Source organism: Streptomyces sp. YS415 (assembly GCF_023544665.1).
In the GTDB taxonomy this organism is placed as follows: domain Bacteria; phylum Actinomycetota; class Actinomycetes; order Streptomycetales; family Streptomycetaceae; genus Streptomyces.
In genome coordinates this window covers 111,255-134,817 of record NZ_JAMJFL010000019.1, presented here as the reverse complement: position 1 = coordinate 134,817, position 23,563 = coordinate 111,255, and the positions used below count along the sequence as shown (strand labels likewise).

Below are 23,563 nucleotides of genomic sequence, written 5' to 3'. Positions count from 1 at the left end.
TGGGACAGTCACCGTGGGAGGCGCGGCGTCGAAGCACGCGAAGGACATCCGGGACCCGGACACCGGGCTCCCACGGACGTGCCTCCTGTCCGAAGCACTTCGGTAAGAATTCCCCGTGATGGCGGAATCAAAACAATTGCCCCGGTATTGGAGAATTCGCCGCTTATTTTGATGCCGGTCGAACTCGGCGGGGGAGGGCGCCCGCAGATCAAGACGGCGGACGTGATGTACGGCACGCTTCCGCCGCCGCCCGCCGGGCCGGGCGGCCGATTGTGCCTGCGCAACGCTTGATCAGCGATCAAAGAGGGTGAATGCGCTGGCCACGGCGCATTCCGCTCATTTGACAGTGCGCTGAGCACACAGATAGGAAGCAGCTCTCTGAGGTCGAAGAGGTGCAGTGTGTGCGAGCCGAACGTGGTCGGGGACTGGCAGGAGTACGACGAGCATGCCGGTCTGCGCGTCCGCGTCCACCGTCTGGAGCAGAACGAGCCTCCGCGTGGACGCGACGACGCCGCCGAAGGGCTGACCTATTTCAGCCTGCGCGTGACGGTCGAGAACCGCGGTGAGCGGCACTACGGCATCCACCTGGAGGACGGCCAGATCGACGTCCGGATCGGCTCCGACGGGGAGAGCGCCTTCATCGACTGGCGCAATTCCCAGTTCATCGAGGGCTTCGACGTCTACCCGCTGCGCCGGGCCACCGCCGTGCTGTACGCGGCCGGACCCGAGGCGAGCCTGAGCCAGGTCGACGTGCAGATCCAGCTGCGGGTCGAGGAGGAGTGGACCGAGCGCCGACTGTGGGCGGGCGGCATCGGCCTGCACGAGGGCTCGGCGCACGCCGGGGCGGGGCGCGAGTGCCTCGCCCACCAGGTGAGCAACTTCCTGCGCGACCAGGCCGAGGAGGGCACCGCCTGAGCGGTGCCCCGGCTCAGTGCGGGATGCCGTCGATGATCTCGCGCGCGCCCTGACGCAGCAGCGCCACGGCGACCGACGTGCCCAGCGTGGCCGGATCCAGCCGGCCCGCCCACTCGTGGGCGTTGAGACGGGTCTTGCCGTCCGGGGTGAACACGCACGCCCGCAGGGACAGTTCCCCGCCATGGTCCACACGCGCGTACCCGGCGATCGGGCTGTTGCAGTGCCCCTGGAGCACATGCAGGAACATCCGCTCGGCGGTGGCCTCCCGGTGCGTGTCCGGATCGCCCAGGCCGCTGACGGCGTCGATGATCTCGTCGTCGCCCTCCCGGCACTGCAGGGCGAGGATGCCCGCGCCGATCGGCGGCATCATCGTCTCGGGGGAGAGGACCTCGCTGATCACGTCCCGCCGGTCGATCCGCTCCAGACCGGACACCGCGAGCAGCAGCGCGTCCGCCTCGCCGGCCCGCAGCTTCTCCAGCCGCCGGTTGGCGTTGCCGCGGAAGGGCACGCACTGCAGATGCGGGTGGGTCGCGGCGAGCTGGGCGATCCGGCGCACCGAGGAGGTGCCGATCCGGGTGCCGTCCGGCAGTTCGTCCAGGGTGAGACCGTCCGGATGGATCAGCGCGTCGCGGATGTCGTCCCGCTGGAGGAAGGCGGCGAAGACGGTGCCGGCGGGGAGTGGCCGGTCGGCGGGCACGTCCTTGACGCAGTGCACCGCGAGGTCGGCCTCACCGGCCAGCAGGGCGGCGTCCACCTCCTTGGTGAACGCCCCCTTGCCGTCGACCTTCGACAGGTCGCCCAGCCACTTGTCGCCGGTCGTCTTCACCGGCACGACCTCGGTTCGCACCCCGGGGTGCAGGGCCGCCAACTCGGTTCGAACACGCTCCACTTGGGCGAGCGCCATGGGCGAGTCGCGGGAGACGATACGGATCAGTTCGGGGACGGACATGCCGACACGATAGACCTTCGGATCACAAGGGCCGTGCCGTACCGCTCGATTCGCGACGCTCAGGACAGACGCCGGCCGAAGGGGCAATGGGACTGCGTCCACACGATTCAGCGCGCTCCCCGTTCCCGTGCGAGCACGGCGAGTGCCCCGGCGGTGAGCAGGCCTCCGGCGAGGAAGGTCCCGCACACCCCGACCGCCGTGAACAGGCCGCCGCCGAAGAGGGCACCGACGGCCACGCCCGCGTTGAAGGCGACCGAGTTGGCGGCGAGGGCCGACTCGGTGCGCCCCGGGGCGACCTGGAGGACCTGGCTCTGCGAGGCCATGAACGCCGGGCCGACGGACGCCCCCAGCAGCATCAGCAGGGCCACGGCCGCCACTTGGCTGTGCCCGGCCGCGTACAGGCCGAGCAGGGCGAGGGTCTGGGTGGTGACCGGTACGGCGAGGGTGGCGCGCGGGAAGCGGTCGAGGAGCATCCCGGTCACCGTGACCCCGGCCAGGCCCGCCGCCCCGAAGGCCAGCAGCACGGCGCCGACCGCGGCCTCGTCGAAGCCGCCGACCTCGTCGAGGAAGACGGCGACGTAGGTGAACGCGGTGAACACGCCCGTCACGGACAGGGCGGTGACGGTGACGACGGCCAGGAACCGGCGCCGGTCCGGGGCGACTCCGTAGGCCGAGTGACTCTCCTGCGGGCGGGACGTCGGCAGCAGGAGGGCCACCGCGACCAGCGACACCAGGGCGAGCGCGCCGAGCACCGCGAACGGGGTCCGCCAGCCGGCGTGTCCGCCGAGCCAGGTGCCGGCCGGCACGCCGAGCACCGTGGCCATCGAGCCCCCGACCGACAGCAGCCCGATGATCCGGCCCCGCCGTTCGGGCGGGTACAGGCCGACCGCGACCGGACCCATCACCGACCAGTACAGCGCCTGCGCGAGCGCCGTCGTCGCGCGGGCGGCGAGCAGCGGGCCGTAAGAGACGGCGTCGAGCGCGGAGACCCAGCTCGCGGCGGCGAGCAGGCCGAGCAGCACGGTCAGCAGGTGGCGGCGGGGGATCGCGCGGGTGGCGTGGACGAGGGGCAGCGACACCACGACGACGGTGAGCGCGTAGCCGGTGACCAGGATGCCCGCGGCCGGCAGGGAGACCCCGAGGTCGTCCGCCATGAGCGGGAGCAGGCCGACGGGGAGGTTCTCGGTGGTGTTGAAGGTGAACGCGGCCAGCATCAGCGCCGCGACGACGGCGCCCCGGCGCCAGGCGGGGCCAACGGCGGTGCGTCCGGCGGCTGTTGTTCGGTGATCGGTCATCGGGGTCAGCGTGCTGGGCCCCGCCGGCCGCCTCTACTCTTTCGTCCTGGGCCGAATCACCCACGGAGACCGCCTTGCCCCTGACCCTGGACCTGGGCACCGAGGACCTGACGCGCTGCCGGTTCGCGATCTCGCCGCTGTGCCAGACCCACGAGGCGCTGCGGCTGCTGCGCCGCCCCGCCCGGCACGGCTACCACCGCGGCTGGCTGCGCCGCGTCCGCCGTACCGTCGCCGCGCTTGACCTGTCCCCGCTGTGGCTGTTCATCCCGCCCCCGGGCGGCTACATCCCCGACTTCCTCGGCCCGCCCCCGGACGAGCCGTATCCCTCGATCGAGGACGAACTGGCGCGGATGCGCGCCACCGACCCGGCCCTCGCGCACGCCGAGATGGCCCGCTCCCTCGCCTGTACGCCGGGACTCGCCGCGTCACCCGAGGGCCGTGCGGCACTCGACGACCCCGCCGCCACCGTCCGGCGCCTCGCCGACCTCACCGAGCAGGCCTGGCACGCGCTGCTCGCCCCGGACTGGCCACGTCACCGGGCCGTCCTGGAGGGCGACATCGCCCACCGCTCCCGGCAGGCGGCGGACGGCGGGCTCGACGCGCTGCTCACCGGCCTGCACCCCGGCATCGGCTGGGCGGGACACACCCTGACCCTGCGCATGTACGGCGAGGTCGCCGATGCCCAACATGCCGACGGCCGGGGTGTGCTGCTGATGCCGAGCGTGTTCGTGTGGCCCGATGTCGTCAGCGGGTTCGCCCGTCCCTGGCAGCCCACCGTCATCTACCCGGCGCGCGGGATGGGCCGCCTGCACGACAGCGGCCCGCCGAGCCCGTCCCAGGCCCTGGCCCGGCTCCTCGGACACCACCGCGCCGCGCTCCTCACCGGCCTCACCACCCCCGCCTCGACCACCGAACTCGCCGCCCGGCACGGCCTGGCGCCGTCGACCGTCTCGGCGCACCTGTCGGTCCTGCGGGAAGCGGGCCTGCTGGTCTCGCGGCGGGAAGGGCTCCATGTCCTCTACGGACGAACCGAGTTGGGGGAGGATCTGATCAGGGGATCAGGGGCGGGCTGAGTTCGATCGCCCGCTGGGCCGCGGCGAGCGCGAGGTCGTCACCGACGTCCAGGGCCGTGTCGGTGAGCTTGATGACGTGCTCGTCGCCGTGGGCGAGGGCCCGCTCCATGACCTCCTCGGCGGTGAGTTGGGCGGGCGGGGCGTAGTCCACCGGCTCGTCGGGGGCGTAGATGGCGGTGACGACGGCGGACGCGGTCCAGGCCGCGTGCAGGCTGGGTGCCCACAACTCGCGGGGCAGCGCATCGAGCGTGCGCAGCACGGCGTTGGGCGCGGTCGCCGCGTGCACGAGCATGGTCGGTTCGCCGTGGCCGTGGGTGGCGTAGCGGTGGGTCGCGGCGCGGACGAGTTCGGTCAGCCGGGCGCGTGCGACGTCCGGGTCGGTGACGTCGTCCGCCCACACAGGCAGCCGGTCGACCGCGGCCAGGCGGTTGCGGAACCCCAGGTGCCCCTCGCCGATCGGGGGTACGGCGTCCAGGGACTCTCCGGCCGTCGGCGCGCCCGGCAGCACGGCGAAGCCGGTCACCGGTTGGTGGCGGGCCGCCCAGTAGCCCAGCGCGTGGGCGAGTTCGGCGAGCCTCGGCGCGCTCTCACCGGCTTCGAGGGCGCGTACGGCGTGGCCGGCCCGGATGACGACATGCGTGGCGCCGCCGTACATCCCCGGCAGCAGCCGCGGCCACCACTCGGCGAGGACGTCCCGCCAGGGACGGTCGGCGAGGGTGCGGGAGAAGTGGTCGGTCCAGTCCGCGATCCGCCGCGGATCACCCAGCGCCGCGCGCCAGTTGTCGTCCGTGACGGGGGCCAGGCGGTCGGGGAAGTCCTCCAGGCGGTCCCGGTACAGGTCCAGCCAGCGGTGCACCGCGCCCGCGTGTCCGTGGGCGGCGAGGGCCTCGACGACCATGGGTGCGTGGTTGCTGAGCCAGCCGTCGCGTTCGGGACCGGCGGAGTGCAGGCGTTCCAGGGCTTCTTCGAGCTGTCCGCTCGTGTCGGTGGCGTCCATGGCGTTCACGCTAGACAGCGGCCGGCGCCACCGGATCGGGCCCGGGGAGGAGGCGGGAAGCGGCGCTGGTCCTACGCCCCGGGCCCTACGGCGTCACGCGTACGGGTCGAAGGTGATCCCCGCCGGCTTCGCGGACGAGAGGTGGTTGCCGAAGGAGGCGTCCTTCAGCCCGAAGTTGGCGCTGCCGAAGTTGTACGCGACCAGCTTGTCGCGCACGCCCGCGGGGTAGCCGTTCCAGCCGACCAGCGGCGGGTACTGCCAGGTGCGCTTGTGGTTCTCCGGCGGCTCGTCGTTGGTGTTGGCCAGGCGGAAGCAGTGGGTGCTGATGCCGTCCTTGTGGTAGACGATCTTCGCGTGCGTGCCCTCGAAGCGGACCGCGGATGCCGAAGTCACCGTGAACGAGCCGTGGTTGGACGTGGAGACGTACTTCACGGCGCCGCTCTGCACCCAGATCACCACGTGCTCCCAGTCGTGCCGGTGCCCGCCGATGCTGCTGCCCGCGAGGGCCTGGTCCTTCTCGAAGTACAGGCCGTACAGGTAGGCGCACCAGCCGTTGTTGCACTTGTAGCGGGAGTAGCTGTTGGTGTTGTCGAGGTCGGAGGCGTCACGGCAGCTGCCGTTGAGGGCGCCGGTCGGGTTGAGGCCGCCGTTGACGGTGCCGTCGGGGCCGATGGCCGGCGTGGCGTAGCAGCCGTCCGTGTCGTAGTCGAAGGCCGGCTGGTAGGTGAACTCGGCGGGCTCGGCGTTGGCGGGCAGCGCCGACGGCGGGGCCGCGAGGGCGACGGAGGGGAAGGCGATGACGAGGGCGGCGGCACCGGTGAGCCCGGTGAGCCATCTCCTGCGGTGCTTCTTCGACGACGATGACGACACTGCGTCCTCCTCATGATGCGGGCGCAGCCCAACGGCTGTGGGGGAATGGGGAGTTCAGCTTCCCGACTTTTCATGTCCGCGCCAAGAGGAGGTGGGCGTCCGAGCGGTTACGGGCACCCCAATATTTGGATCATGGCAGTGGGTCGGGCATGTCCGCCGAGGACTCCTCCGGCGTGAGATCGGGCCGCAGCCGCAGCCACGACGGCTGCCGCAGCATCCCGGCCCGGGTCCGGGTGCTGAACCGCACCTCCCCGACCAGCCGCGGCACCACCCAGCGCGCACCGGGCACCGCCGGCACGGGATCGAACGGGCATACGTTTGTCGCGGCGGCCCTCAGCAGCAAGGCGAGCTCCTCCCGTTCCTGGTGGCTCCAGCCGGTGCCGACCCCGCCGACGTACCGCAGCTGCCCGCCCGCCCGCTGACCCACCAGCAGCGCCCCGGGCAGGCCCGTGAGCCGTCCCTTGCCGGGCAGCCAGCCGCCCACCACGACGTCCTCGCTGTGCATGTTGCGGATCTTGATCCAGGCCCGGGAGCGCACTCCGGGCTCGTACACGGAGTCCAGCCGCTTGCAGACCAGGCCCTCCAGACCGTGCTCCCGGGTCGCCCGCAGCGCCTGCTCGCCGTGGCCGACGAGGGCCGCGGGCGTCGACCAGTGCGACCCGTCGAGCCCGAGCCCCTCCAGCCGCTCGCGGCGCGTCACATAGGGGAGCCGGACCAGAGGCCGTCCGGCCAGGTGCATCACGTCGAACAGCACCAGGTGCACGGGCGTCCGGGCGGCCCGGTGTGCGGCCCGGGCCGGGGCGTGGGCGAGCCCCATCCGGGACTGCAGCAACTGGAAGTCGGCGCGTCCCTGCTCGTCGAGGGCCATCACCTCCCCGTCCAGCACGGCGGACGTGGCTCCGAGCGCACCGCCCAGCGGGCCCAGCTCGGGGTAGGCGGCCGTGACCTCCTCACCGGACCGGGCCCGCAGGACCAGGCCGCCGTCCCCGGCGAGGTAGACCACCACCCGCTGGCCGTCCTGCTTGGTCTCGTACGCCCAGCGCGCGTCCTGCGCGGCGGGCGGGAGGGTGCCGGGCGTGGCGAGCATCGGGGGGATCAGCGGCAGGGTCACGGGTCAGTTCTCGACGGACGGGCGGCCCGGCACGCCCGCGGGCACCGGGTTTCGCCTGAACGGCGGGACGCTGTCGTCGCGCAGGCTCCCGTTCCTCCGGCGGCCGCCGCGCGGCGGACCGCGACCGCCGGAGGGACCGGCCGGCGCGGGCGGAGCGAGCAGTCCCGGGGGAGGTGGGCACGGCAGGCAGGGCGCCCCGGCGGAGCAGGTCGGCGCGACCCGGGAGCTGATCCTGACCGCGGCCGAGCGGCTGTGCACCGAGCGCGGGGTGTACGCCGGACCCAGCCGCCGGACCCAGCCGCCGTCCCCAGCCGCCGTCCCCAGCCGCCGTCCCCAGCCGCCGGACCCAGCCGCCGGACCCCGGCATGGTGGACGACTCCCTCGCCTGCTCCCGTGCCCAGGAGACCGAGCGGCGCCTGGCCTCCATCCGCGCGGAAGCCGCCGCGCTACGCTCCGGTAACATCACGCCGCAGACGGCCGACCGAGCCGGACGACGGAGGGGTCACCAGTGAGCGCACGTGTGGAGATCGGGGATACGGTCGAGGACTTCGCCCTCCCCGACGAGACCGGCACCACCCGCAAGCTGTCCGAACTCCTCACCGAGGGACCGGTGGTGCTCTTCTTCTACCCCGCCGCGATGACCCCCGGCTGCACCGCGCAGGCCTGCCACTTCCGCGATCTGGCCGCCGAGTTCGCCGCCGTCGGCGCCCGGCCCGTCGGCGTCAGCGGTGATCCCGTGGAGCGCCAGCAGGAGTTCGCCGAGCGGCACACACTCGGCATGTTGCTGCTCTCCGACACCGACGGCACGGTCCGTGACCGGTTCGGCGTGAAGCGCGGCCTCTCGATGGCGCCGACCAAGCGGACCACCTTCGTCATAGGGCAGGACCGCAAGGTCCTGGAGGTGGTGCGCAGCGAACTGCGCATGAACACCCACGCCGACCGGGCACTGCAGGCCCTGCGCGGCCGGAACGGCTGAGGCGGGCGGGTTCCCGGAGTTACTGGAACGGGCAGCCGGGGTTCGGGGCGTCCTGCGAGAACGGCGCCCCGTGCGGCAGGACGTACAGCACGTCGAGGACGATCGCCGTGTCACCGAGGTTGCGCCCGATGTGCACATTGCCCGGACCGGCCGGCTCCTCGACGAAACTCCCCGTCGGATAGACCCCGTCCGAGGCGCAGGTCGCGTCGAAGTGACTCAGCGTGCCCTCCTGCACGAAGGCGTACAGCGGACCGTCGTGGTAGTGCCATCCGGTCGCCTGACCGGGCGGAATGGTGACCTCCCGCAGGATGTAGTCGGTGCCGCCTATCGTCTTCTGGCTGATGACCCGGCCGGTGACCCCCGGTCCCGGGGGAGTGGCCTGGGCGGTACCGGCACCGCCCACGAAGAAGGTGGCGGCGGCCACCGCCGCGGTGAGGGCGGAGCGGAGCGCGAAGCGCATACGAGGGCCTCCCGGCCGAGAGCGGACAGCGTCGACTTCGCCGTGAACATAGAGGCATCGGGGAGCAGTTGGGGCCGGAACCCGGCGATCCGCTCCGTTCACGCCGGGAGCCCGAACCAGGCCTCCGCCAGTGCGGGCAGTGTCCGCTCGTCGGGTGCGCCCAGCTCCCGCAGGTACCAGGGCAGATTGCTGTACACGTGCAGCAGGGTGTACGCGAGCAGCACGGACGGCTCGAAGGTCCGGCCGTAGGACCGCGCGAGCAGGGACAGCAGCCCGGGGTCACCGCTGGTGACGAACAGCCCGACGCCGACGAAGTCATAGGCGGGGTCGCCGATCATCGCCGGCTCGAAGTCGAAGAACCCGGTCAGCCGCCAGCCCTCGGGATCGACCAGGACATGCTGGCGCATGACCTCGGTGTGCAGCAGGGACGGCCGGGGTGCGCGGGGCAGCGGGACGGACGCGAGGAAATCCGGTATCTGCTCCAGCCAGACCTCCGCCAGCGCGTGCGACCGCTGCTGTTCCACCACTCGCGCGCTCCGCCGGTCCAGGAAGGCCCCCCAGTCACCCGGGCCGAGCACGTCCTGGAGCGGCTGCGGGTCGAGCCCGTGGAGCACCGCGAGGGTCTCCCCGACCCCGGCGACGATCCGCTCCCGGTCGGCCCTCGGCACGCGGTCCCACGCGCCGGCCAGGGTCTCGCCGGGCAGGCGGGACATGAGGACGTACTGCCAGCCGTTCTCGTACGCCCCGAAGGCCCGCACCTGCGGCGTCGGTACGGGCAGCCGGTTCTGGAGGTACGACAGCACTCGGCCCTCCGCGATGCCGTCCTCGGCGGCGGCCGCCGGGAACAGCTTCAGGACGAGGTCGTCGCCGACGGCGTACACCGGCTGCGACCCGTCCGGGAAGCGGGTCAGTGCCGCCCCGCCGAACCCCAGGCGCGCGCACAGGTCCTCCGCTCCCGGGCGCATCACGCTCTCGTCGGGGACGACCGCGTCCCATTCCTCGTCGGTTTCCACCAGAGGCAGCATGATCGGGACCGTAGCCGCCGGGCGGCCGGGCGCTCAACGCATTTGCCGGAGTCCTCGTCAGGCTCGCCGTTTGCTGTCACGATCTTGCGGGGAACCGGCGGGGACGGGAGCCGGTGCCGACGACCGACGGAGCGCGCATGACCAGGGACAGGGCCACCGCGGAAGGGACGGAGCGGACGGCGGGGATCGAGGTGAAGCCGGTCGCCGGACACATCGGCGCCGAGATCACGGGCGTGGATCTGGCCGCCCGCCTCGACGACGCGGTGATCGCCGCGATCAGGGCGGCGGTGCTGCGCTGGAAGGTGGTGTTCTTCCGGGACCAGCGGCTCGACCACGCCGGCCATGTGGCGTTCGCCCGCCGCTTCGGCTCCCTGGTCGTGCTGCCGCGCCGGGGAAAGGCGTCGCCGCCGGACTTCCCGGAGGTGGAGACGACGGCGGACCGGCTGGAGCTGGGCGGCCGTTTCGGCATGGACCACGACGAGTGGCTGCGCCGCCGCCGGCACACCCTGCTGCGCGGCTGGCACTGCGACCACGGTGCCCGTGTCGACCCGCCCGCGGCGACGATCCTGCGTGCGGAGACGGTTCCGCCGTACGGCGGCGACACGACGTGGTCGAACCTGGCGGCGGCGTATGCCGGACTGTCGGCCCCGATGCGGGAGTTCGTGTCGGGGCTGAGGGCGGAACACCGCCTGGGCGTCGGCTACCAGTCCCGCCCCGGCGACGACGCGTACGTCCGCCACCTGCTGGAGCACCAGGTGGCGACGCTCCACCCGCTGGTACGGGTCCACCCCGAGACGGGGGAGCGGATCCTTGGCGTCAACGGCTATTACGTGGAGCAGATCGCCGACCTCTCCCGGGCCGAGAGCCAGGCCCTGCTGGACCTGCTTCTGGACCAGGCGGTCCGGCCCGAGTACACGGCCCGCTTCCGCTGGGAGCCGGGCAGTGTGGCCTTCTGGGACAACCGCGCCACGATCCATCTGGCCCCGAGCGACAACGCCCACCTCGACCACCCGCGGATCATGCACCGGGTGATGGTGGCCGGTGAGGTGCCGGTGGGGGTGGACGGGAAGGAATCGGAGCCGATCGTGGGGAGTGAGCCGGGGCGCTGGTGACGGGCGGGCCGTTGTTTGTATGATCGGCGGCCCTGATCAGGGATTTCGCCGCCCACGGCCGCCGCAGCCGTCCGGGCCGGAACCCGGACCATGGTCTTTCCGTCTTCCCCCGGCGGGGAAACCAGCCCTGCCCCGCTCCCAACAACTAACAAATCGGCCGAAAATTGAGAAACAGACCAGCACTCATATCCCCGCGAATAGGCGGCGGGGCCACACCGCCCGTGTGGCGTCGGCCACGGACGGGACTCTGGGCCGTCGCGGGCGTCGTGGCGCTCGCGTTCCTCATCGCGCTGGAATTCGCCTCGCGCCACTACGGCCTGCCGGGACCGATCACCAATCAGGTGCGCGAGGTGATATTCGCCCCCAAATCGGGTGGCCTGCTGTACGCCTCCATGGCGTTGATGATGGTGGTCCTCACCTGGCGGCAGCGCTTCATCGCGGTGGGCGCCGCGATCGCCGTCGATCTCGCCTTTTTGCTGGTCCGTTGGATATTCGACGTCAAGGTGACCGAGGGGCATCCCTTCGGAAACGGCGCGTTGTGGGTGATTCTGGGCTGCGCGGTCATCGCCGTCACCCGCCGCACCGGCCGGGAACGCGTCCTGCTGCTCAAGGGCGTCGGGCTGGCCCTGCTGCTGATGGCCGGCCGCAAGACCGGCGACACCTGGCTGTTCATCACCTCGCAGACCCGGCCGTCGGTGCTCGACCAGTACGTGGCCACCGCCGACCAGGCACTCGGCAATCCCTCCTGGCTGGTGGGCCGGATCGTCGAGGCCAGTGGCGCCGTCGGATTCAATGCCCTCGATTTCGTCTACGGCCAGCTCCCGGTCGCCGCGGTCGTCGTCGCGCTGTACCAACTCCGCGGCGTGGCGGCGGACCGGCGCTTTCCCCGCCACCACCTGGTGCGCACCTTCCTGGTGATCGGCCTCGTCGGACCGGCCTTCTACATGATCTACCCGGTGGTCGGACCGCTCTTCGCCTACGGCACCGGCACCGAGCAATGGGCGGCGGTCAGCCTCTGGGCGCCGGAATCCACGCCCAGCGTGCAGTGGGCGGTCACCGACATCTGGCCCCACACGCTGCCGGCGATCGAACCTCCCCAGCACATGCCGTTCGACGGGATCACCCCCCGGAACTGCATGCCCAGTCTGCACACCGCATGGGCGCTGGCGATCTTCATCCATTCCCGCACGGGCCCCCGGGTCCTGCGCTGGGCAGGAACGATCTGGCTCGTCGCCACGCTTGCCGCGACCCTGGGCTTCGGCTACCACTACGGCGCCGACCTCATCGCCGGCGTGGTCTTCACGCTCACCATCGAGGCGGCACTGCGCACCTACGACCGGGGCTGGGACCGCTCGGGAATCCGGTTCGTCGCCTACGGCGCGACGGTGTTCACCGCGCTCCTGCTGTCGTACCGCTGGCTGCCGATGGAGATGGCGAGGCATCCGTGGGTGTACGGACCGCTGCTCCTGCTGGCGATGGCCTCAGTGATCTACGGGTACGTACGGACCGTCGGACCGTGGGACGCGAAGACCGCGCCGACGCGGCAGCCGGAACGGCAGCTCGAACTGATCTGAGCCGTACGGCGGCCGTACCGGTACCCGACCAACCCCAGGCCAGTGGCCTGGGGTTTGTTCTGTCCGGTGTCCGCCCGCGCACGGCCGAGGCGTCAGTCGCGCTCGCGGAGGTAGGCCTCCAGCTCGGCCGCACCGGTCAGCATCGCCCGTGCGCGGGCGGACAGCCGGGCGCGCCAGTCGCGCAGTGCCGCCTCCAGGGGTTCCGGACCGCCGGCCGCCCGGACCTGGCTGATCAGCGGGGCGATCTGCTCCAGAAGGTAGCCGCCGCGCCGGAGTTGCCCAACGAGCCGGGCGTCCCGTACGGCGGCTTCGTCGTAGACGCGATAGCCGGTCAGGGGGTCACGGCCCGGGTGCACCAGCCCGGCGCGCTCCCAGGTGCGCAGGGTGGCCGGGCGGATGCCGAGCTCGCCGGCCAGGGGGCCGATGAAGGTGCCGGCGGGCTCCGAGCCCGTGGCGGGCTCCAGGTCGCGCAGGGCGCGCTCGACGGCGTGCAGGGTCCGGCGGTCGTCGAGGAGCTGGGCATGGCTCTCGTCGATGAGGCGGAACGCCTCCTCGGCCGCGCCCTCGTTCACCGCCCGCATGATCTCCGCCGCTGTCCGGTGGCCGTGGCCCGGCACCAGGGCGAGGAAGGCGCGCAGGGCCGCCGCGTGCACCGGGGTGTAGGTGCGGTAGCCGTGGGGTGTCCGGGCCGCGGGCGGGAGGATGCCGGCTTCCTCGTAGTTCCTGACCGCCTGCGTGGACAGACCGTGTCCCCGGGCCAGGTCAACGGGTCTGAGCCGTTCCCCGGTTTGAAGCTTTTTCCCCATGGCCCTGCCGATGTCGCGTGAAAGTCTCAACCGAATCTTCAACGATACCGTTGAGGGCATGGCGAATGACATCAAGGACGCCGCGCATGCCGTCGAGGCTGCCGCCGTCATGAAGCTGCTCCCCAACCGCCCCCGACTGCTCGCCCTGGGCGAGCCCACCCACGGCGAGGACGCCCTGCTCGACCTGCGCAACGAGCTGTTCCGGCAACTCGTCGAGCAGGAGGGCTACCGGACGATCGCGATCGAGAGCGACTGTCTGAGGGGCCTCGTCGTCGACGACTACGTCACCTCCGGCACCGGCACCCTGGACGACGTCATGGAGCGCGGATTCAGCCACGGCTTCGGCGCGTCCGCGGCCAACCGCCACCTCGTGAGCTGGATGCGCGCCCACAACGCCGGCCTGCCCGCGTCCGAGCACCTCCGCTTCGCCGGTTTCGACGGCCCGCTGGAGATGACCGGCGCGGCGAGCCCCCGGCAGGCCCTCACCGCACTCCACGCCTACCTCGCCGCCCACGTCGACGCGGACCTGCTGCCCTGCACGGCGGACACGCTCGACCGCCTGCTCGGCACCGACGACCGCTGGAGCGAACCCGCGGCGATGATGGACCCGGCCCGGTCCGTGGGCCGGTCGGCCGAGGCCGGGGAGCTGCGGCTGCTGGCCGACGACCTGGTGGCGCTGCTCGACGCCGAGACCCCCCACCTGATCGCGGCGACCTCGCGGGACGCCTGCGACCGGGCGCGCCTGTACGGCCGCACCGCGACGGGCCTGCTGCGCTACCACCACTGGATGGCGGACACCTCACCGGCCCGCATGACGCGCCTGGTGGGCCTGCGGGCCCGGATGATGGCCGACAACCTCCTCGCCGTCGCCGGCCGGGGCCCGGCCCTGCTCTTCGCCCACAACGGCCATCTCCAGCGCCACAAGAGCCATATGCACCTGGGAGACCTGCGCGTGGAGTGGTGGAGCGCCGGCGCGCTCATGCACGCGCACCTGGGCGACGCGTACGCCTTCCTGGCCACGGCCCTCGGCACGATCCGGCACCGAGGGGTCGGCACCCCGCCCCCGGACACGCTCGAAGGCCTGCTGTACGCACTCCCGGAGAACTCCTGTCTCCTGGACGCCCCCCAGCTGGCCGGCCTGTCCACCACCGCACGCGTCTCCCCCTGGTTCGGCTACTCCCCGCTGGACCCGGCTCAGTCGGCGGGCATGGACGGAGTCGTGTTCGTCAAGGACGTCGAGCAGAGGTAGCGCCCGCGCGCGTTCCGGCTCACCCCAGCGGGATCGTCACCTCGTCCTCCACCGGCGGGTCGATCTCCTGCGCCCGGTTGCCCGTCGCCGCGTAGCAGCGCAGCCGGACCGACTCCGGCGAGACGTCCACCCGCAGGAAGCACTTGAAGAACGGCGGGCTGTACGTCGCCGAGCTCGGTGAGAACAGCGAGGTGTAGATCTTGCGCACAGGGAGCCGGAAGCGGGCGGTGCGGTCGGGGCGGCGGCCCGCGCCCAGCAGTCCGGCCACCAGGCGGACGCGCCGCGTGATGCGCGGTGTGCCCTGCCGGGAGCGGGTGAGCGGGATGCCGAGCCGCTCCGCGACCACCGCCGCGGCCTCCGCCTCGGTCAGCGTGAAGAAGCGGCGCAGGCGCAGCCGGCGGCCGTAGAGCCTGCTGTAGAAGGCGAGGGAGTCGCCGCGCAGCGGGTAGCAGCGGAAGTCCTGCTCGGTCACGTTCGCCACGTCGACCCGGGGAATGGTGTGCGTGGCGTGCATGAACGCGCCTCCGCCGCCCGAGACGACGTACTGGATCGTCCTTCCCTCCACCCGCACCGGATAGCGCTGGTAGTTGTGGATGTCGCCGCCTATCGCCGCGACATAGCGATGCGCCGGGTCGCGGACGATGTCGTCCACCGTGCCGCCGCCCTCGATCGCGCAGGGGTGGTACTCGCCGTCGACGTACAGCGGTGAGCCGGTGATCAGGATCTTCGGGCGGGGGTCGCGGGAGACCTGGCGCAGCCAGGCGCCCTGTTCGGCGTCGAGGGTGCCCAGCAGTCCGGTGTCGATGCCCACGATCCGGACCGGTCCCGCGTCGAGGGCCCAGTACGGGCCCGGCTGGACCGCCTGCTGGGCCGGGTCCGAGCGCAACGTGCGTGCCTCGTCGAGGCGTTGGCCGTCCGTGCGGCTCGGCCGGTGCCACAGCAGCGAGCGCAGCCAGGCCCTGGTCAGCGCACGCGGCTTCGGCTCGGGCGCGAGCGGCGGGGCGTCGCCGCAGAAGACGCGCATGAAGGCGCCGAGGTCCTCGTACCAGTCGTGGTTGCCCGGTATCGCGTAGATCGGCGCCCGGTAGTCCTGGTAGGGGCGGAAGAACTTCGCGCCGTAGTCGTCCGCGCTGCCCGCCGGGTAGATCACGTCGCTGGCCAGCACCGCGAAGCTGGTGTCCTGCCCCGCCTTCAGCATCCCCGGCACCACGGCGTACTGGGGGTCGTCGCCCTCGCCGGTGTCCCCGATGACCAGGAAGGAGAAGCGGTCGGGGTCCGTGCGCCCGATCACCTTGTCGGCCGGCGCTCCGGCCGCGGCCCGCTGGGCCACCCAACGGCCGCGGGTCCGGCCCGTCGGATCCCCGAACCAGGAGGCCAGCACGCCGTTGCGGGCCGCCCACAGCATCCTCGGGTCCAGCCAGGAGATCTTGCGGACGTCGGTGGGCATCAGCCGCTGGTACGCGCCGCGTTCCGCGGTTCCCCAGCCGGCGCCTTCGGCGGTATCGCGTGAAGAGTCAGACACGGGTGCACCGTAACAACGATCTAGGAAGGGGCGGCGGGGGATTCCGTGGAAGCAGCCACCTAGTAACGGGCTTTGCGCGCACCGCTGTTGCTGCCCCGGTCCGGCGACGCCGGTTCCTTCGCCGTCTGCCCGGCCGGCCGGTTCCACTCGCCGTTGCCCAGCACGAGCAGCGGGTCGGACATCACCACCACGCCCGCCAGCAGCAGGAACACCACCGGCCCCAGCAGCATCGGCAGCAGCAGCGAGGTGGGGGAGTCGCCCGACCAGGGCCCCGCGGCGGAATCGTGCAGATGGACGTCCACGGCCGCCATCGCGGTGTAGTGCATCCCGGAGACCGCCACCCCCATCACCAGGCTCGCCCCGAGGCTCGTCGTGAAGCCCCGCACCGACACCGCCGCCCACAGCGCGGCGGTCGCGGCCGCGATGGCGATCAGGAGCGACAGGGTCACGGTGAAGCCGTCGTAGCCGACGTCGGCGTTGAGCCGCATCGCCGCCATGCCGAGGTAGTGCATGGCCGCCACGCCGAGCCCGGTGACGGCGCCCGCGAGGGGCAGGGAGCCGGCCCCGGCGCCGCGGTAGCCCACGAGGAAGACGCCGATGCCGACCACCAGGATCGCCACCACCAGACTCAGCACCGTCAGGACCGCGTCGTAGCGGATCCGGGTCTCCTCGACCTGGAAACCGATCATCGCGATGAAGTGCATGGTCCAGATGCCGCAGCCGATGGAGGTGGCCCCCAGCGCCAGCCAGCCCGGCTTCCAGGAGTCCGCGTTGATCAGGGACCGGACGATGCAGCGCAGTCCCAGGGCCCCGCCCAGGCAGGCCATCACATAGGACGCCACCGGGGTCACCGCACCGTAGCGGAACCCGTCGATCGTGCCTTCCATGAGCCAACTCCCCCCGAGCCACGGCCGACTGTGAGGGCAAGGTCTACGGGGTGAAGGCACGGTGAAGCAAGCCTTCACACCAGGCTCACCCGTACCGCAGGGCCGGGTCGGCGGTCCGGCAGCACCACGCGTTGCATGTTCATGCGTCCTCGTGCATACTTCTGCTATGTCCAAAGTGCTTACCTCCCTCCCCGTCGGCTCGCGCGTCGGGATCGCCTTCTCCGGGGGCCTCGACACCTCCGTGGCGGTCGCCTGGATGCGCGACAAGGGTGCCGTGCCCTGCACGTACACCGCCGACATCGGCCAGTACGACGAGCCCGACATCGCGTCGGTGCCCGGCCGCGCGAAGACCTACGGCGCCGAGATCGCGCGCCTGGTCGACTGCCGCGCGGCGCTGGTCGAGGAGGGCCTGGCCGCACTGACCTGCGGTGCGTTCCACATCCGCTCGGGCGGACGGGCGTACTTCAACACCACGCCCCTCGGCCGTGCCGTCACCGGCACCCTGCTGGTCCGGGCGATGCTCGAGGACGACGTCCAGATCTGGGGCGACGGCTCGACCTTCAAGGGCAACGACATCGAGCGGTTCTACCGCTACGGCCTGCTCGCCAACCCGCACCTGCGGATCTACAAGCCCTGGCTCGACGCGGACTTCGTGACCGAGCTGGGCGGCCGCAAGGAGATGTCGGAGTGGCTGGTCGCCCACGACCTGCCCTACCGGGACTCGACCGAGAAGGCGTACTCCACGGACGCCAACATCTGGGGCGCCACGCACGAGGCCAAGACCCTGGAGCACCTGGACACCAGCCTGGAGACCGTGCAGCCGATCATGGGCGTGCGGTTCTGGGACCCCGCGGTGGAGATCGCCACCGAGGACGTCACGATCGGCTTCGAGCAGGGCCGCCCGGTCACGATCAACGGCAAGGAGTTCGCCTCCGCCGTCGACCTCGTGATGGAGGCCAACGCCATCGGCGGCCGGCACGGTCTCGGCATGTCGGACCAGATCGAGAACCGGATCATCGAGGCCAAGAGCCGCGGCATCTACGAGGCGCCCGGCATGGCCCTGCTGCACGCGGCCTACGAGCGGCTCGTGAACGCCATCCACAACGAGGACACCCTCGCCCAGTACCACAACGAGGGCCGTCGCCTCGGCCGGCTGATGTACGAGGGCCGCTGGCTGGACCCGCAGGCGCTGATGATCCGCGAGTCGCTCCAGCGCTGGGTCGGCCAGGCCGTCACCGGCGAGGTGACCCTGCGGCTGCGGCGCGGCGAGGACTACTCGGTCCTCGACACCACCGGCCCGATGTTCAGCTACCACCCGGACAAGCTGTCCATGGAGCGCACCGAGGACGCGGCGTTCGGCCCGGTGGACCGGATCGGCCAGCTCACGATGCGCAACCTCGACATCGCCGACTCGCGCACCAAGCTGGAGCTGTACGCCGGTCTCGGCATGGTCGGCGCGCCTAGTTCGGCGTCCGTCGACGCCGCCGGGCCGACGAGCCTGATCGGCGCGCTGACCGAGGGCGGCGCCGAGGCCATCGCCTCCGGCGGCAAGGGCCCCGACAGCGACGAACTGCTCGACAGCGCGGCCATGGAGTTCGGCACCGACTGACGGTGCGCGCACGACAGCGCGGCGGGCGGGCCCTTCAGGGGGCCGGCCCGCCGCGTTCGTTCGTCGGCGCCGTCAGCCGCGCAGGGCGGAGCGCAGTGTGTCGACCGCGAGCCTGATCGCGGCCTCGGCGGCATGCGTCTCGCGCAGGGCGTTCAGCATCACGAAGTCGTGGATGATGCCCTGGAAGCGCACCGAGGTGACGGCCACACCGGCCTGCCGGAGCTTGTTGGCGTAGGCCTCGCCCTCGTCGCGCAGCACATCGGCCTCGCCCGTGATGACCAGCGCCGGGGGCAGCCCGGTGAGCTGCTCGGTGGTGGCGCGCAGCGGGGACGCGGTGATCTGGGCGCGCTCGGCCTCGTCGGTCGTGTACTGGTCCCAGAACCACTGCATGCCGTCGCGGCGCAGGAAGTAGCCCTCGGCGAACTGGTGGTACGACGGGGTGTCGAAGGCGGCGTCGGTCACCGGGTAGAACAGCACCTGCTGGACCAGCGGCACATCCCCGCGCTCCTTGGCCATCAGCGTCAGCGCGGCGGTCATGTTGCCGCCGACCGAGTCACCGGCCACCGCCAGCCGCGAGGCGTCCAGGCCGCGGGACGCGCCCTCGGCCACGATCCACTTCGCCACCGCGTAGTTCTGCTCGATGGCCACCGGGTAGCGGGCCTCGGGGGACAGGTCGTACTCCGGGAAGACCACGGCCGCCTCCGCGCCGACCGCGAGCTCGCGCACCAGCCGGTCGTGGGTGTGGGCGTTGCCGAACACCCAGCCCGCGCCGTGGATGTAGAGGATCACCGGCAGGGTGCCCTCGGCCCCGGCGGGCCTCACCAGGCGGACCCGGACGCTGCCCGTCGGCCCACCGGAGACGGTGACCCACTCCTCGTCGACCGCGGGCTTGTCGATCTCGCCGGACTGCACCTCGTCCACGGCCTTGCGGCCCTCGGCCGGCGGCAGCTCGAAGAGGTACGGCGGGTTCGCGGTGGCCTCGGCGATAGCGGTGGCCGCGGGCTCCAGGACCGGCTGGACCGGCTCGACGGCATCGGACATGTGACTCTCCCGGGTCTCGCATGGGTATGCCGGTCTCTCCGGCGGGCGTCATCAGGCTAGGACGGCAGGGCGGGGGGCGGTTGTCCCTCCGTGCACCGGCACCCTTCCCACAGTGCACGGACCAGGGCCGCTCGGCCACCTCGCGGGGTATGGACCACGAATCCCCCCGGAAAACCCTTCCCCCGAGGCCATCCAGCATGATCATCGGCGAGCGTCACCCGGTTGTGTACGATCACCGGGTGAACTCCTACTGGCACGTCGTTCTGCCGCCGCTCTGCGCCTGACGGGCGCGGACACCTTGGTGTGATTCCCGGCCCCGACCGGCCCTCAGGGCGGTCAGGGGGCTGTGTCGTGCGCCCGTTTCGGATCGAGTCCCAGACGCATTCGACGACGGAAGCTCACGACAGTGCCGAAACGTACTTCTTCCCTGGCCCCCGTGCGCCCGGCCGCCCAGGCCCCGCGCACCTCCCGTTCCCGTCTTCTCGGCGGACCCGCGCCCATCCTCGCCTCGGCCGTGCTGTGGGGCACGACCGGAACCGCGAGCTCCCTGGCACCGGCCGGTGCCCCGGCGGCGGCCATCGGCTGCGCCGGACTCACCCTCGGCGGGCTCCTGCTGTTCCTCACCTCTCCCCGCGCCCGCACCCTGCCGGCCGCCTGCACCCGCCGTGAGCGCCTGCTGCTCGTCCTCGGCGCGGCGGCGGTAGCCGGTTACCCGGTGATGTTCTATCCGGCGGTGGCGCGCACCGGCGTGGCCGTCGCCACGGTGATCGCGCTGGGCAGTGCCCCGGTGTTCGCCGGGCTGCTCGCCTGGATCACCGGACAGGCCCGGCCGACCGCACGCTGGACCGGCGCCACCGCGGCCACCGTGCTGGGCTGCACGCTGCTGGTGATGGGCCCCGGCCTCACCGGCCACGCCACGCCGATCGATCCCACGGGTGTCCTGCTCGCCGCGGCGGGCGGACTGTCGTACGCCGTGTACGCGTTGATCGGCGGCGGGCTGATCAGGCGCGGACACTCCTCGGACGCGGTCATGGGCGTGCTGTTCGGCGCCGCCGGACTGCTCGTGCTGCCGCTCCTGCTCTGCGTCGACATGCGCTGGCTGGCCACCGCCCGGGGTGCGGCGGTGGCGGGGTATCTCGCCCTGTTCACCGTCTACTTGGCGTACCGCATGTTCGGCCACGGACTGCGGCGCACCTCCGTGTCCGTGGCCACGTCGCTGACCCTGGGCGAGCCGGCCGTCGCGGCCGTCCTCGGGGTCGCCGTCCTCGGCGAGCGGCTTCCGGCGGCGTCCTGGGGCGGGTTGGCGGTACTGGCGGCCGGCCTGGTGCTGCTGACGCTGCCCGCGTAACCAGGGCGCGATCGGCCACCGCCTCGTGCGGCCAGGACCGCCCCCACGGAAGGTCTCCAGGACGTGCCGCGCCGCATCCACACGATCGATGGCGTCAGCGGCACGCACGCCGCCGTCGTCCTGGAGACCTTCTCCGAGCGCCCGGTGACCCCGTGACCGAGCCGGTCGGTCAGAAATGGAGAAGCACCACCGCGGGGCCGCGGCTAGCGTGGAGGGTTGATCGGGAACCGGCCGAGCGCTGATCCGTTACCGAGTCCCGCGGCGATCGAGTAGAACCTGACGTACTGTTCGAAGCCGGTCAGATCCGGCCAGGCGACCCAGGAGACGGAGACACGATGAGCAGGGCCACCACCAGGAAAGACACGCAGTCGCCTGCGCCGCACATCGCCGACAGCCACGACATGATCCGCGTGCACGGGGCCCGCGAGAACAACCTCAAGGACGTCAGCATCGAGCTGCCCAAGCGCCGGCTGACGGTCTTCACCGGCGTCTCCGGCTCCGGCAAGAGCTCCCTGGTGTTCGACACGATCGCCGCCGAGTCGCAGCGGCTGATCAACGAGACCTACCCCGCCTTCGTGCAGGGCTTCATGGCGAACCTCGCGCGACCCGAGGTCGACGTGCTCGACGGTCTGACCACCGTGATCAGCGTCGACCAGCAGCGCATGGGCGCCGACCCCCGCTCCACCGTCGGCACCGCAACCGACGCCAACGCCATGCTGCGCATCCTCTTCAGCCGCCTGGGCAAGCCGCACATCGGCCCGCCCAGCGCGTACTCCTTCAACACGGCCTCGGTGAAGGCGAGCGGCGCGATCACCGTGCAGCGCGGCGACAAGACCAAGGCCGAGAAGGCCACCTTCGAGCGCACCGGCGGCATGTGCACCCGCTGCGAGGGCCGCGGCAAGGTCTCCGACATCGACCTCACCCAGCTCTACGACGACTCCAAGTCGATCTCCGAGGGCGCCTTCACCATCCCCGGCTGGAAGTCGGACAACGTCTGGACCGTCGGCATCTACGCCCAGTCCGGCCTCCTCGACCCGGACAAGCCGATCCGCCGGTTCACCAAGAAGGAGATGCACGCCTTCCTCTACGGCGAGCCGACCAAGGTGAAGGTCAACGGCGTCAACCTCACCTACGAGGGCCTCATCCCGAAGATCCAGAAGTCCTTCCTGTCCAAGGACAAGGAGGCGATGCAGCCGCACATCCGGGCCTTCGTGGAGCGCGCCGTCACCTTCACCGTCTGCCCCGAGTGTGACGGCAGCCGGCTCAGCGAGGGCGCCCGGTCCTCGAAGATCAAGAAGATCAGCATCGCCGACGCCTGCGCGATGGAGATCCGCGACCTCGCCGAATGGGTCCGCGGCCTCAAGGAGCCGTCGGTGGCGCCGCTGCTCACCGCGCTGCAGCACACCCTCGACTCCTTCGTGGAGATCGGCCTCGGCTACCTCGCGCTCGACCGGCCCGCCGGCACCCTGTCCGGCGGCGAGGCCCAGCGCGTCAAGATGATCCGCCACCTCGGCTCCGCCCTCACCGATGTCACCTACGTCTTCGACGAGCCCACCATCGGCCTGCACCCGCACGACATCCAGCGGATGAACAACCTGCTGCTCCGGCTGCGGGACAAGGGCAACACCGTGCTCGTCGTGGAGCACAAGCCCGAGGCCATCGCGATCGCCGACCACGTCGTCGACCTCGGCCCCGGCGCCGGTACGGCGGGCGGCACCGTCTGCTTCGCGGGCACCCTCGACGGCCTGCGCGCCTCCGGCACGGTCACCGGCCGCCACCTCGACGACCGGGCCGCCCTGAAGGACACGGTCCGCAAGTCCACCGGCGCCCTGGAGATCCGCGGCGCGAGCGCCAACAACCTGCAGAACGTGGACGTCGACATCCCGCTCGGCGTGCTGACCGTCGTCACCGGCGTCGCGGGCTCCGGCAAGAGCTCGCTGATCCACGGATCCGTCCCGGCCGCCGAGGGTGTCGTCTCGGTCGACCAGACCCCGATCCGCGGCTCGCGGCGCAGCAACCCGGCGACGTACACCGGACTGCTCGACCCGATCCGCAAGGCCTTCGCCAAGGCCAACGGCGTGAAGCCGGCCCTGTTCAGCGCCAACTCCGAGGGCGCCTGCCCCGCCTGCAACGGCGCCGGCGTCATCTACACCGACCTGGCCATCATGCAGAGCGTCGCCACCCCCTGCGAGGAGTGCGAGGGCAAGCGGTTCCAGGCCGCGGTGCTGGAGTACCACCTCGGCGGCCGCGACATCAGCGAGGTGCTCGGGATGTCGGTGACCGAGGCGGAGGAGTTCTTCGGCTCCGGCGACGCGCGGACCCCGGCCGCGCACGCCATCCTCAGCCGCCTCGCCGACGTCGGCCTCGGCTACCTCACCCTCGGCCAGCCGCTGACCACGCTCTCCGGCGGCGAGCGGCAGCGGCTGAAGCTGGCCACGCACATGGCCGACAAGGGCGGCGACCGGCAGATCGTCGTCCTCGACGAGCCGACCACCGGCCTCCACCTCGCCGACGTCGAGCAACTGCTCGGGCTGCTCGACCGGCTCGTGGACGCCGGCAAGTCGGTCATCGTCATCGAGCACCACCAGGCCGTCATGGCGCACGCCGACTGGATCATCGACCTGGGCCCGGGCGCCGGCCACGACGGCGGCAAGGTCGTCTTCGAGGGCACACCCGCCGACCTGGTCGCCGACCGCTCCACCCTCACCGGCCGGCACCTGGCGGAGTACGTCGGCGCCTGACCG

The 23,563-nt window shown here is 71.9% G+C and carries 20 protein-coding genes; 9 read left to right on the top strand and 11 right to left on the bottom strand.

Annotated elements, in window-relative coordinates:
* Positions 1-399: 399 nt before the first annotated feature.
* Positions 400-915 carry a hypothetical protein gene (locus M8H82_RS23840; RefSeq protein WP_250076977.1) on the top strand — a complete coding sequence of 172 codons (516 nt, stop codon included), beginning with the start codon at positions 400-402 and terminating at the stop codon, positions 913-915.
* Positions 916-928: 13 nt separating this feature from the next.
* Here M8H82_RS23840 and hemC read toward each other — a convergent pair whose 3' ends face one another.
* Both hemC and M8H82_RS23830 read right to left on the bottom strand, forming a co-directional pair.
* The gene (gene hemC, locus M8H82_RS23835; RefSeq protein WP_250076976.1) at positions 929-1,864 is read right to left on the bottom strand and encodes a hydroxymethylbilane synthase; all 936 of its coding nucleotides are present in this window, start codon (positions 1,862-1,864) and stop codon (positions 929-931) included.
* Between the two features lie 107 nt (positions 1,865-1,971).
* Entirely contained in the window at positions 1,972-3,159 is a 1,188-nt protein-coding gene (locus tag M8H82_RS23830) for an MFS transporter (RefSeq protein ID WP_250076975.1), read from the bottom strand.
* 74 nt (positions 3,160-3,233) lie between these two features.
* Between M8H82_RS23830 and M8H82_RS23825 the strand changes: the two genes are divergently transcribed.
* Positions 3,234-4,232, top strand: a complete 999-nt coding sequence (locus M8H82_RS23825) for a DUF5937 family protein (protein WP_250076974.1) — start codon at positions 3,234-3,236, stop codon at positions 4,230-4,232.
* Here the strand turns inward: M8H82_RS23825 and M8H82_RS23820 are convergent.
* The 3 genes from M8H82_RS23820 to M8H82_RS23810 all read right to left on the bottom strand — a co-directional run bounded on the left by M8H82_RS23820 (position 4,210) and on the right by M8H82_RS23810 (position 7,186).
* Positions 4,210-5,229: a questin oxidase family protein gene (locus M8H82_RS23820; RefSeq protein WP_250076973.1), complete on the bottom strand. Its 1,020-nt coding sequence runs from the start codon at positions 5,227-5,229 to the stop codon at positions 4,210-4,212. The genes M8H82_RS23825 and M8H82_RS23820 overlap by 23 nt on opposite strands.
* 93 nt (positions 5,230-5,322) lie before the next feature.
* Positions 5,323-6,099, bottom strand: a complete 777-nt coding sequence (locus tag M8H82_RS23815) for an NPP1 family protein (RefSeq protein ID WP_250076972.1) — start codon at positions 6,097-6,099, stop codon at positions 5,323-5,325.
* A gap of 130 nt (positions 6,100-6,229) precedes the next feature.
* On the bottom strand, positions 6,230-7,186 hold the full coding sequence (locus M8H82_RS23810) for an ATP-dependent DNA ligase (protein WP_284049272.1): 957 nt from the start codon (positions 7,184-7,186) through the stop codon (positions 6,230-6,232).
* Positions 7,187-7,718: 532 nt separating this feature from the next.
* Between M8H82_RS23810 and M8H82_RS23805 the strand changes: the two genes are divergently transcribed.
* The gene (locus M8H82_RS23805) at positions 7,719-8,186 is read left to right on the top strand and encodes a peroxiredoxin (RefSeq protein ID WP_308293273.1); all 468 of its coding nucleotides are present in this window, start codon (positions 7,719-7,721) and stop codon (positions 8,184-8,186) included.
* 19 nt (positions 8,187-8,205) lie between these two features.
* Here M8H82_RS23805 and M8H82_RS23800 read toward each other — a convergent pair whose 3' ends face one another.
* The gene (locus M8H82_RS23800) at positions 8,206-8,646 is read right to left on the bottom strand and encodes a cupin domain-containing protein (protein WP_250076970.1); all 441 of its coding nucleotides are present in this window, start codon (positions 8,644-8,646) and stop codon (positions 8,206-8,208) included.
* A 98-nt stretch (positions 8,647-8,744) separates the two neighbouring features.
* Positions 8,745-9,671, bottom strand: coding sequence for a phosphotransferase family protein (locus M8H82_RS23795; RefSeq protein ID WP_250076969.1), 927 nt, complete (start codon positions 9,669-9,671; stop codon positions 8,745-8,747).
* Positions 9,672-9,808: 137 nt separating this feature from the next.
* On the opposite strand from M8H82_RS23795, the gene M8H82_RS23790 reads away from it, so the two are divergent.
* Together M8H82_RS23790 and M8H82_RS23785 are read left to right on the top strand one after the other, a co-directional pair.
* A complete protein-coding gene (locus M8H82_RS23790) occupies positions 9,809-10,783 on the top strand; it encodes a TauD/TfdA family dioxygenase (protein ID WP_250076968.1) in 975 nt (324 codons plus the stop codon).
* Positions 10,784-11,004: 221 nt separating this feature from the next.
* On the top strand, positions 11,005-12,357 hold the full coding sequence (locus tag M8H82_RS23785; RefSeq protein WP_250076967.1) for a phosphatase PAP2 family protein: 1,353 nt from the start codon (positions 11,005-11,007) through the stop codon (positions 12,355-12,357).
* A 92-nt stretch (positions 12,358-12,449) separates the two neighbouring features.
* On the opposite strand, the gene M8H82_RS23780 is transcribed toward M8H82_RS23785, so the two are convergent.
* Positions 12,450-13,163, bottom strand: coding sequence for a TioE family transcriptional regulator (locus M8H82_RS23780; RefSeq protein ID WP_250076966.1), 714 nt, complete (start codon positions 13,161-13,163; stop codon positions 12,450-12,452).
* A 58-nt stretch (positions 13,164-13,221) separates the two neighbouring features.
* Between M8H82_RS23780 and M8H82_RS23775 the strand changes: the two genes are divergently transcribed.
* Positions 13,222-14,412, top strand: a complete 1,191-nt coding sequence (locus M8H82_RS23775) for an erythromycin esterase family protein (protein ID WP_250076965.1) — start codon at positions 13,222-13,224, stop codon at positions 14,410-14,412.
* A gap of 19 nt (positions 14,413-14,431) precedes the next feature.
* On the opposite strand, the gene M8H82_RS23770 is transcribed toward M8H82_RS23775, so the two are convergent.
* Positions 14,432-15,934, bottom strand: coding sequence for a metallophosphoesterase (locus M8H82_RS23770; RefSeq protein ID WP_250076964.1), 1,503 nt, complete (start codon positions 15,932-15,934; stop codon positions 14,432-14,434).
* A 59-nt stretch (positions 15,935-15,993) separates the two neighbouring features.
* Positions 15,994-16,821 carry an MHYT domain-containing protein gene (locus tag M8H82_RS23765; RefSeq protein WP_250076963.1) on the bottom strand — a complete coding sequence of 276 codons (828 nt, stop codon included), beginning with the start codon at positions 16,819-16,821 and terminating at the stop codon, positions 15,994-15,996.
* Positions 16,822-16,987: 166 nt separating this feature from the next.
* Between M8H82_RS23765 and argG the strand changes: the two genes are divergently transcribed.
* Entirely contained in the window at positions 16,988-18,430 is a 1,443-nt protein-coding gene (gene argG / locus M8H82_RS23760; protein ID WP_250076962.1) for an argininosuccinate synthase, read from the top strand.
* Between the two features lie 72 nt (positions 18,431-18,502).
* Here argG and M8H82_RS23755 read toward each other — a convergent pair whose 3' ends face one another.
* Positions 18,503-19,471 (bottom strand): alpha/beta hydrolase, encoded by a 969-nt coding sequence (locus M8H82_RS23755; RefSeq protein WP_250076961.1) that lies wholly within the window; start codon positions 19,469-19,471, stop codon positions 18,503-18,505.
* Between the two features lie 436 nt (positions 19,472-19,907).
* On the opposite strand from M8H82_RS23755, the gene M8H82_RS23750 reads away from it, so the two are divergent.
* Together M8H82_RS23750 and M8H82_RS23740 are read left to right on the top strand one after the other, a co-directional pair.
* Complete coding sequence (locus M8H82_RS23750; RefSeq protein ID WP_250076960.1) at positions 19,908-20,819, top strand: DMT family transporter; 912 nt, start codon at positions 19,908-19,910, stop codon at positions 20,817-20,819.
* Positions 20,820-21,154: 335 nt separating this feature from the next.
* Positions 21,155-23,560, top strand: coding sequence for an excinuclease ABC subunit UvrA (locus M8H82_RS23740; protein ID WP_250076959.1), 2,406 nt, complete (start codon positions 21,155-21,157; stop codon positions 23,558-23,560).
* Positions 23,561-23,563: the final 3 nt, after the last annotated feature.

What these genes read in the sequence shown, in the direction of transcription:
- M8H82_RS23780 (WP_250076966.1), bottom strand. Translation starts at nt 13,163, where the DNA reads ATGGGGAAAAAGCTTCAAACCGGGGAACGGCTCAGACCCGTTGACCTG.
- argG (WP_250076962.1), top strand. Translation starts at nt 16,988, where the DNA reads ATGTCCAAAGTGCTTACCTCCCTCCCCGTCGGCTCGCGCGTCGGGATC.
- M8H82_RS23795 (WP_250076969.1), bottom strand. Translation starts at nt 9,671, where the DNA reads ATGCTGCCTCTGGTGGAAACCGACGAGGAATGGGACGCGGTCGTCCCC.
- M8H82_RS23820 (WP_250076973.1), bottom strand. Translation starts at nt 5,229, where the DNA reads ATGGACGCCACCGACACGAGCGGACAGCTCGAAGAAGCCCTGGAACGC.
- M8H82_RS23800 (WP_250076970.1), bottom strand. Translation starts at nt 8,646, where the DNA reads ATGCGCTTCGCGCTCCGCTCCGCCCTCACCGCGGCGGTGGCCGCCGCC.
- M8H82_RS23740 (WP_250076959.1), top strand. Translation starts at nt 21,155, where the DNA reads ATGAGCAGGGCCACCACCAGGAAAGACACGCAGTCGCCTGCGCCGCAC.
- M8H82_RS23810 (WP_284049272.1), bottom strand. Translation starts at nt 7,186, where the DNA reads ATGCTCGCCACGCCCGGCACCCTCCCGCCCGCCGCGCAGGACGCGCGC.
- M8H82_RS23755 (WP_250076961.1), bottom strand. Translation starts at nt 19,471, where the DNA reads ATGTCCGATGCCGTCGAGCCGGTCCAGCCGGTCCTGGAGCCCGCGGCC.
- M8H82_RS23775 (WP_250076965.1), top strand. Translation starts at nt 13,222, where the DNA reads ATGGCGAATGACATCAAGGACGCCGCGCATGCCGTCGAGGCTGCCGCC.
- M8H82_RS23765 (WP_250076963.1), bottom strand. Translation starts at nt 16,821, where the DNA reads ATGGAAGGCACGATCGACGGGTTCCGCTACGGTGCGGTGACCCCGGTG.
- M8H82_RS23790 (WP_250076968.1), top strand. Translation starts at nt 9,809, where the DNA reads ATGACCAGGGACAGGGCCACCGCGGAAGGGACGGAGCGGACGGCGGGG.
- M8H82_RS23830 (WP_250076975.1), bottom strand. Translation starts at nt 3,159, where the DNA reads ATGACCGATCACCGAACAACAGCCGCCGGACGCACCGCCGTTGGCCCC.
- hemC (WP_250076976.1), bottom strand. Translation starts at nt 1,864, where the DNA reads ATGTCCGTCCCCGAACTGATCCGTATCGTCTCCCGCGACTCGCCCATG.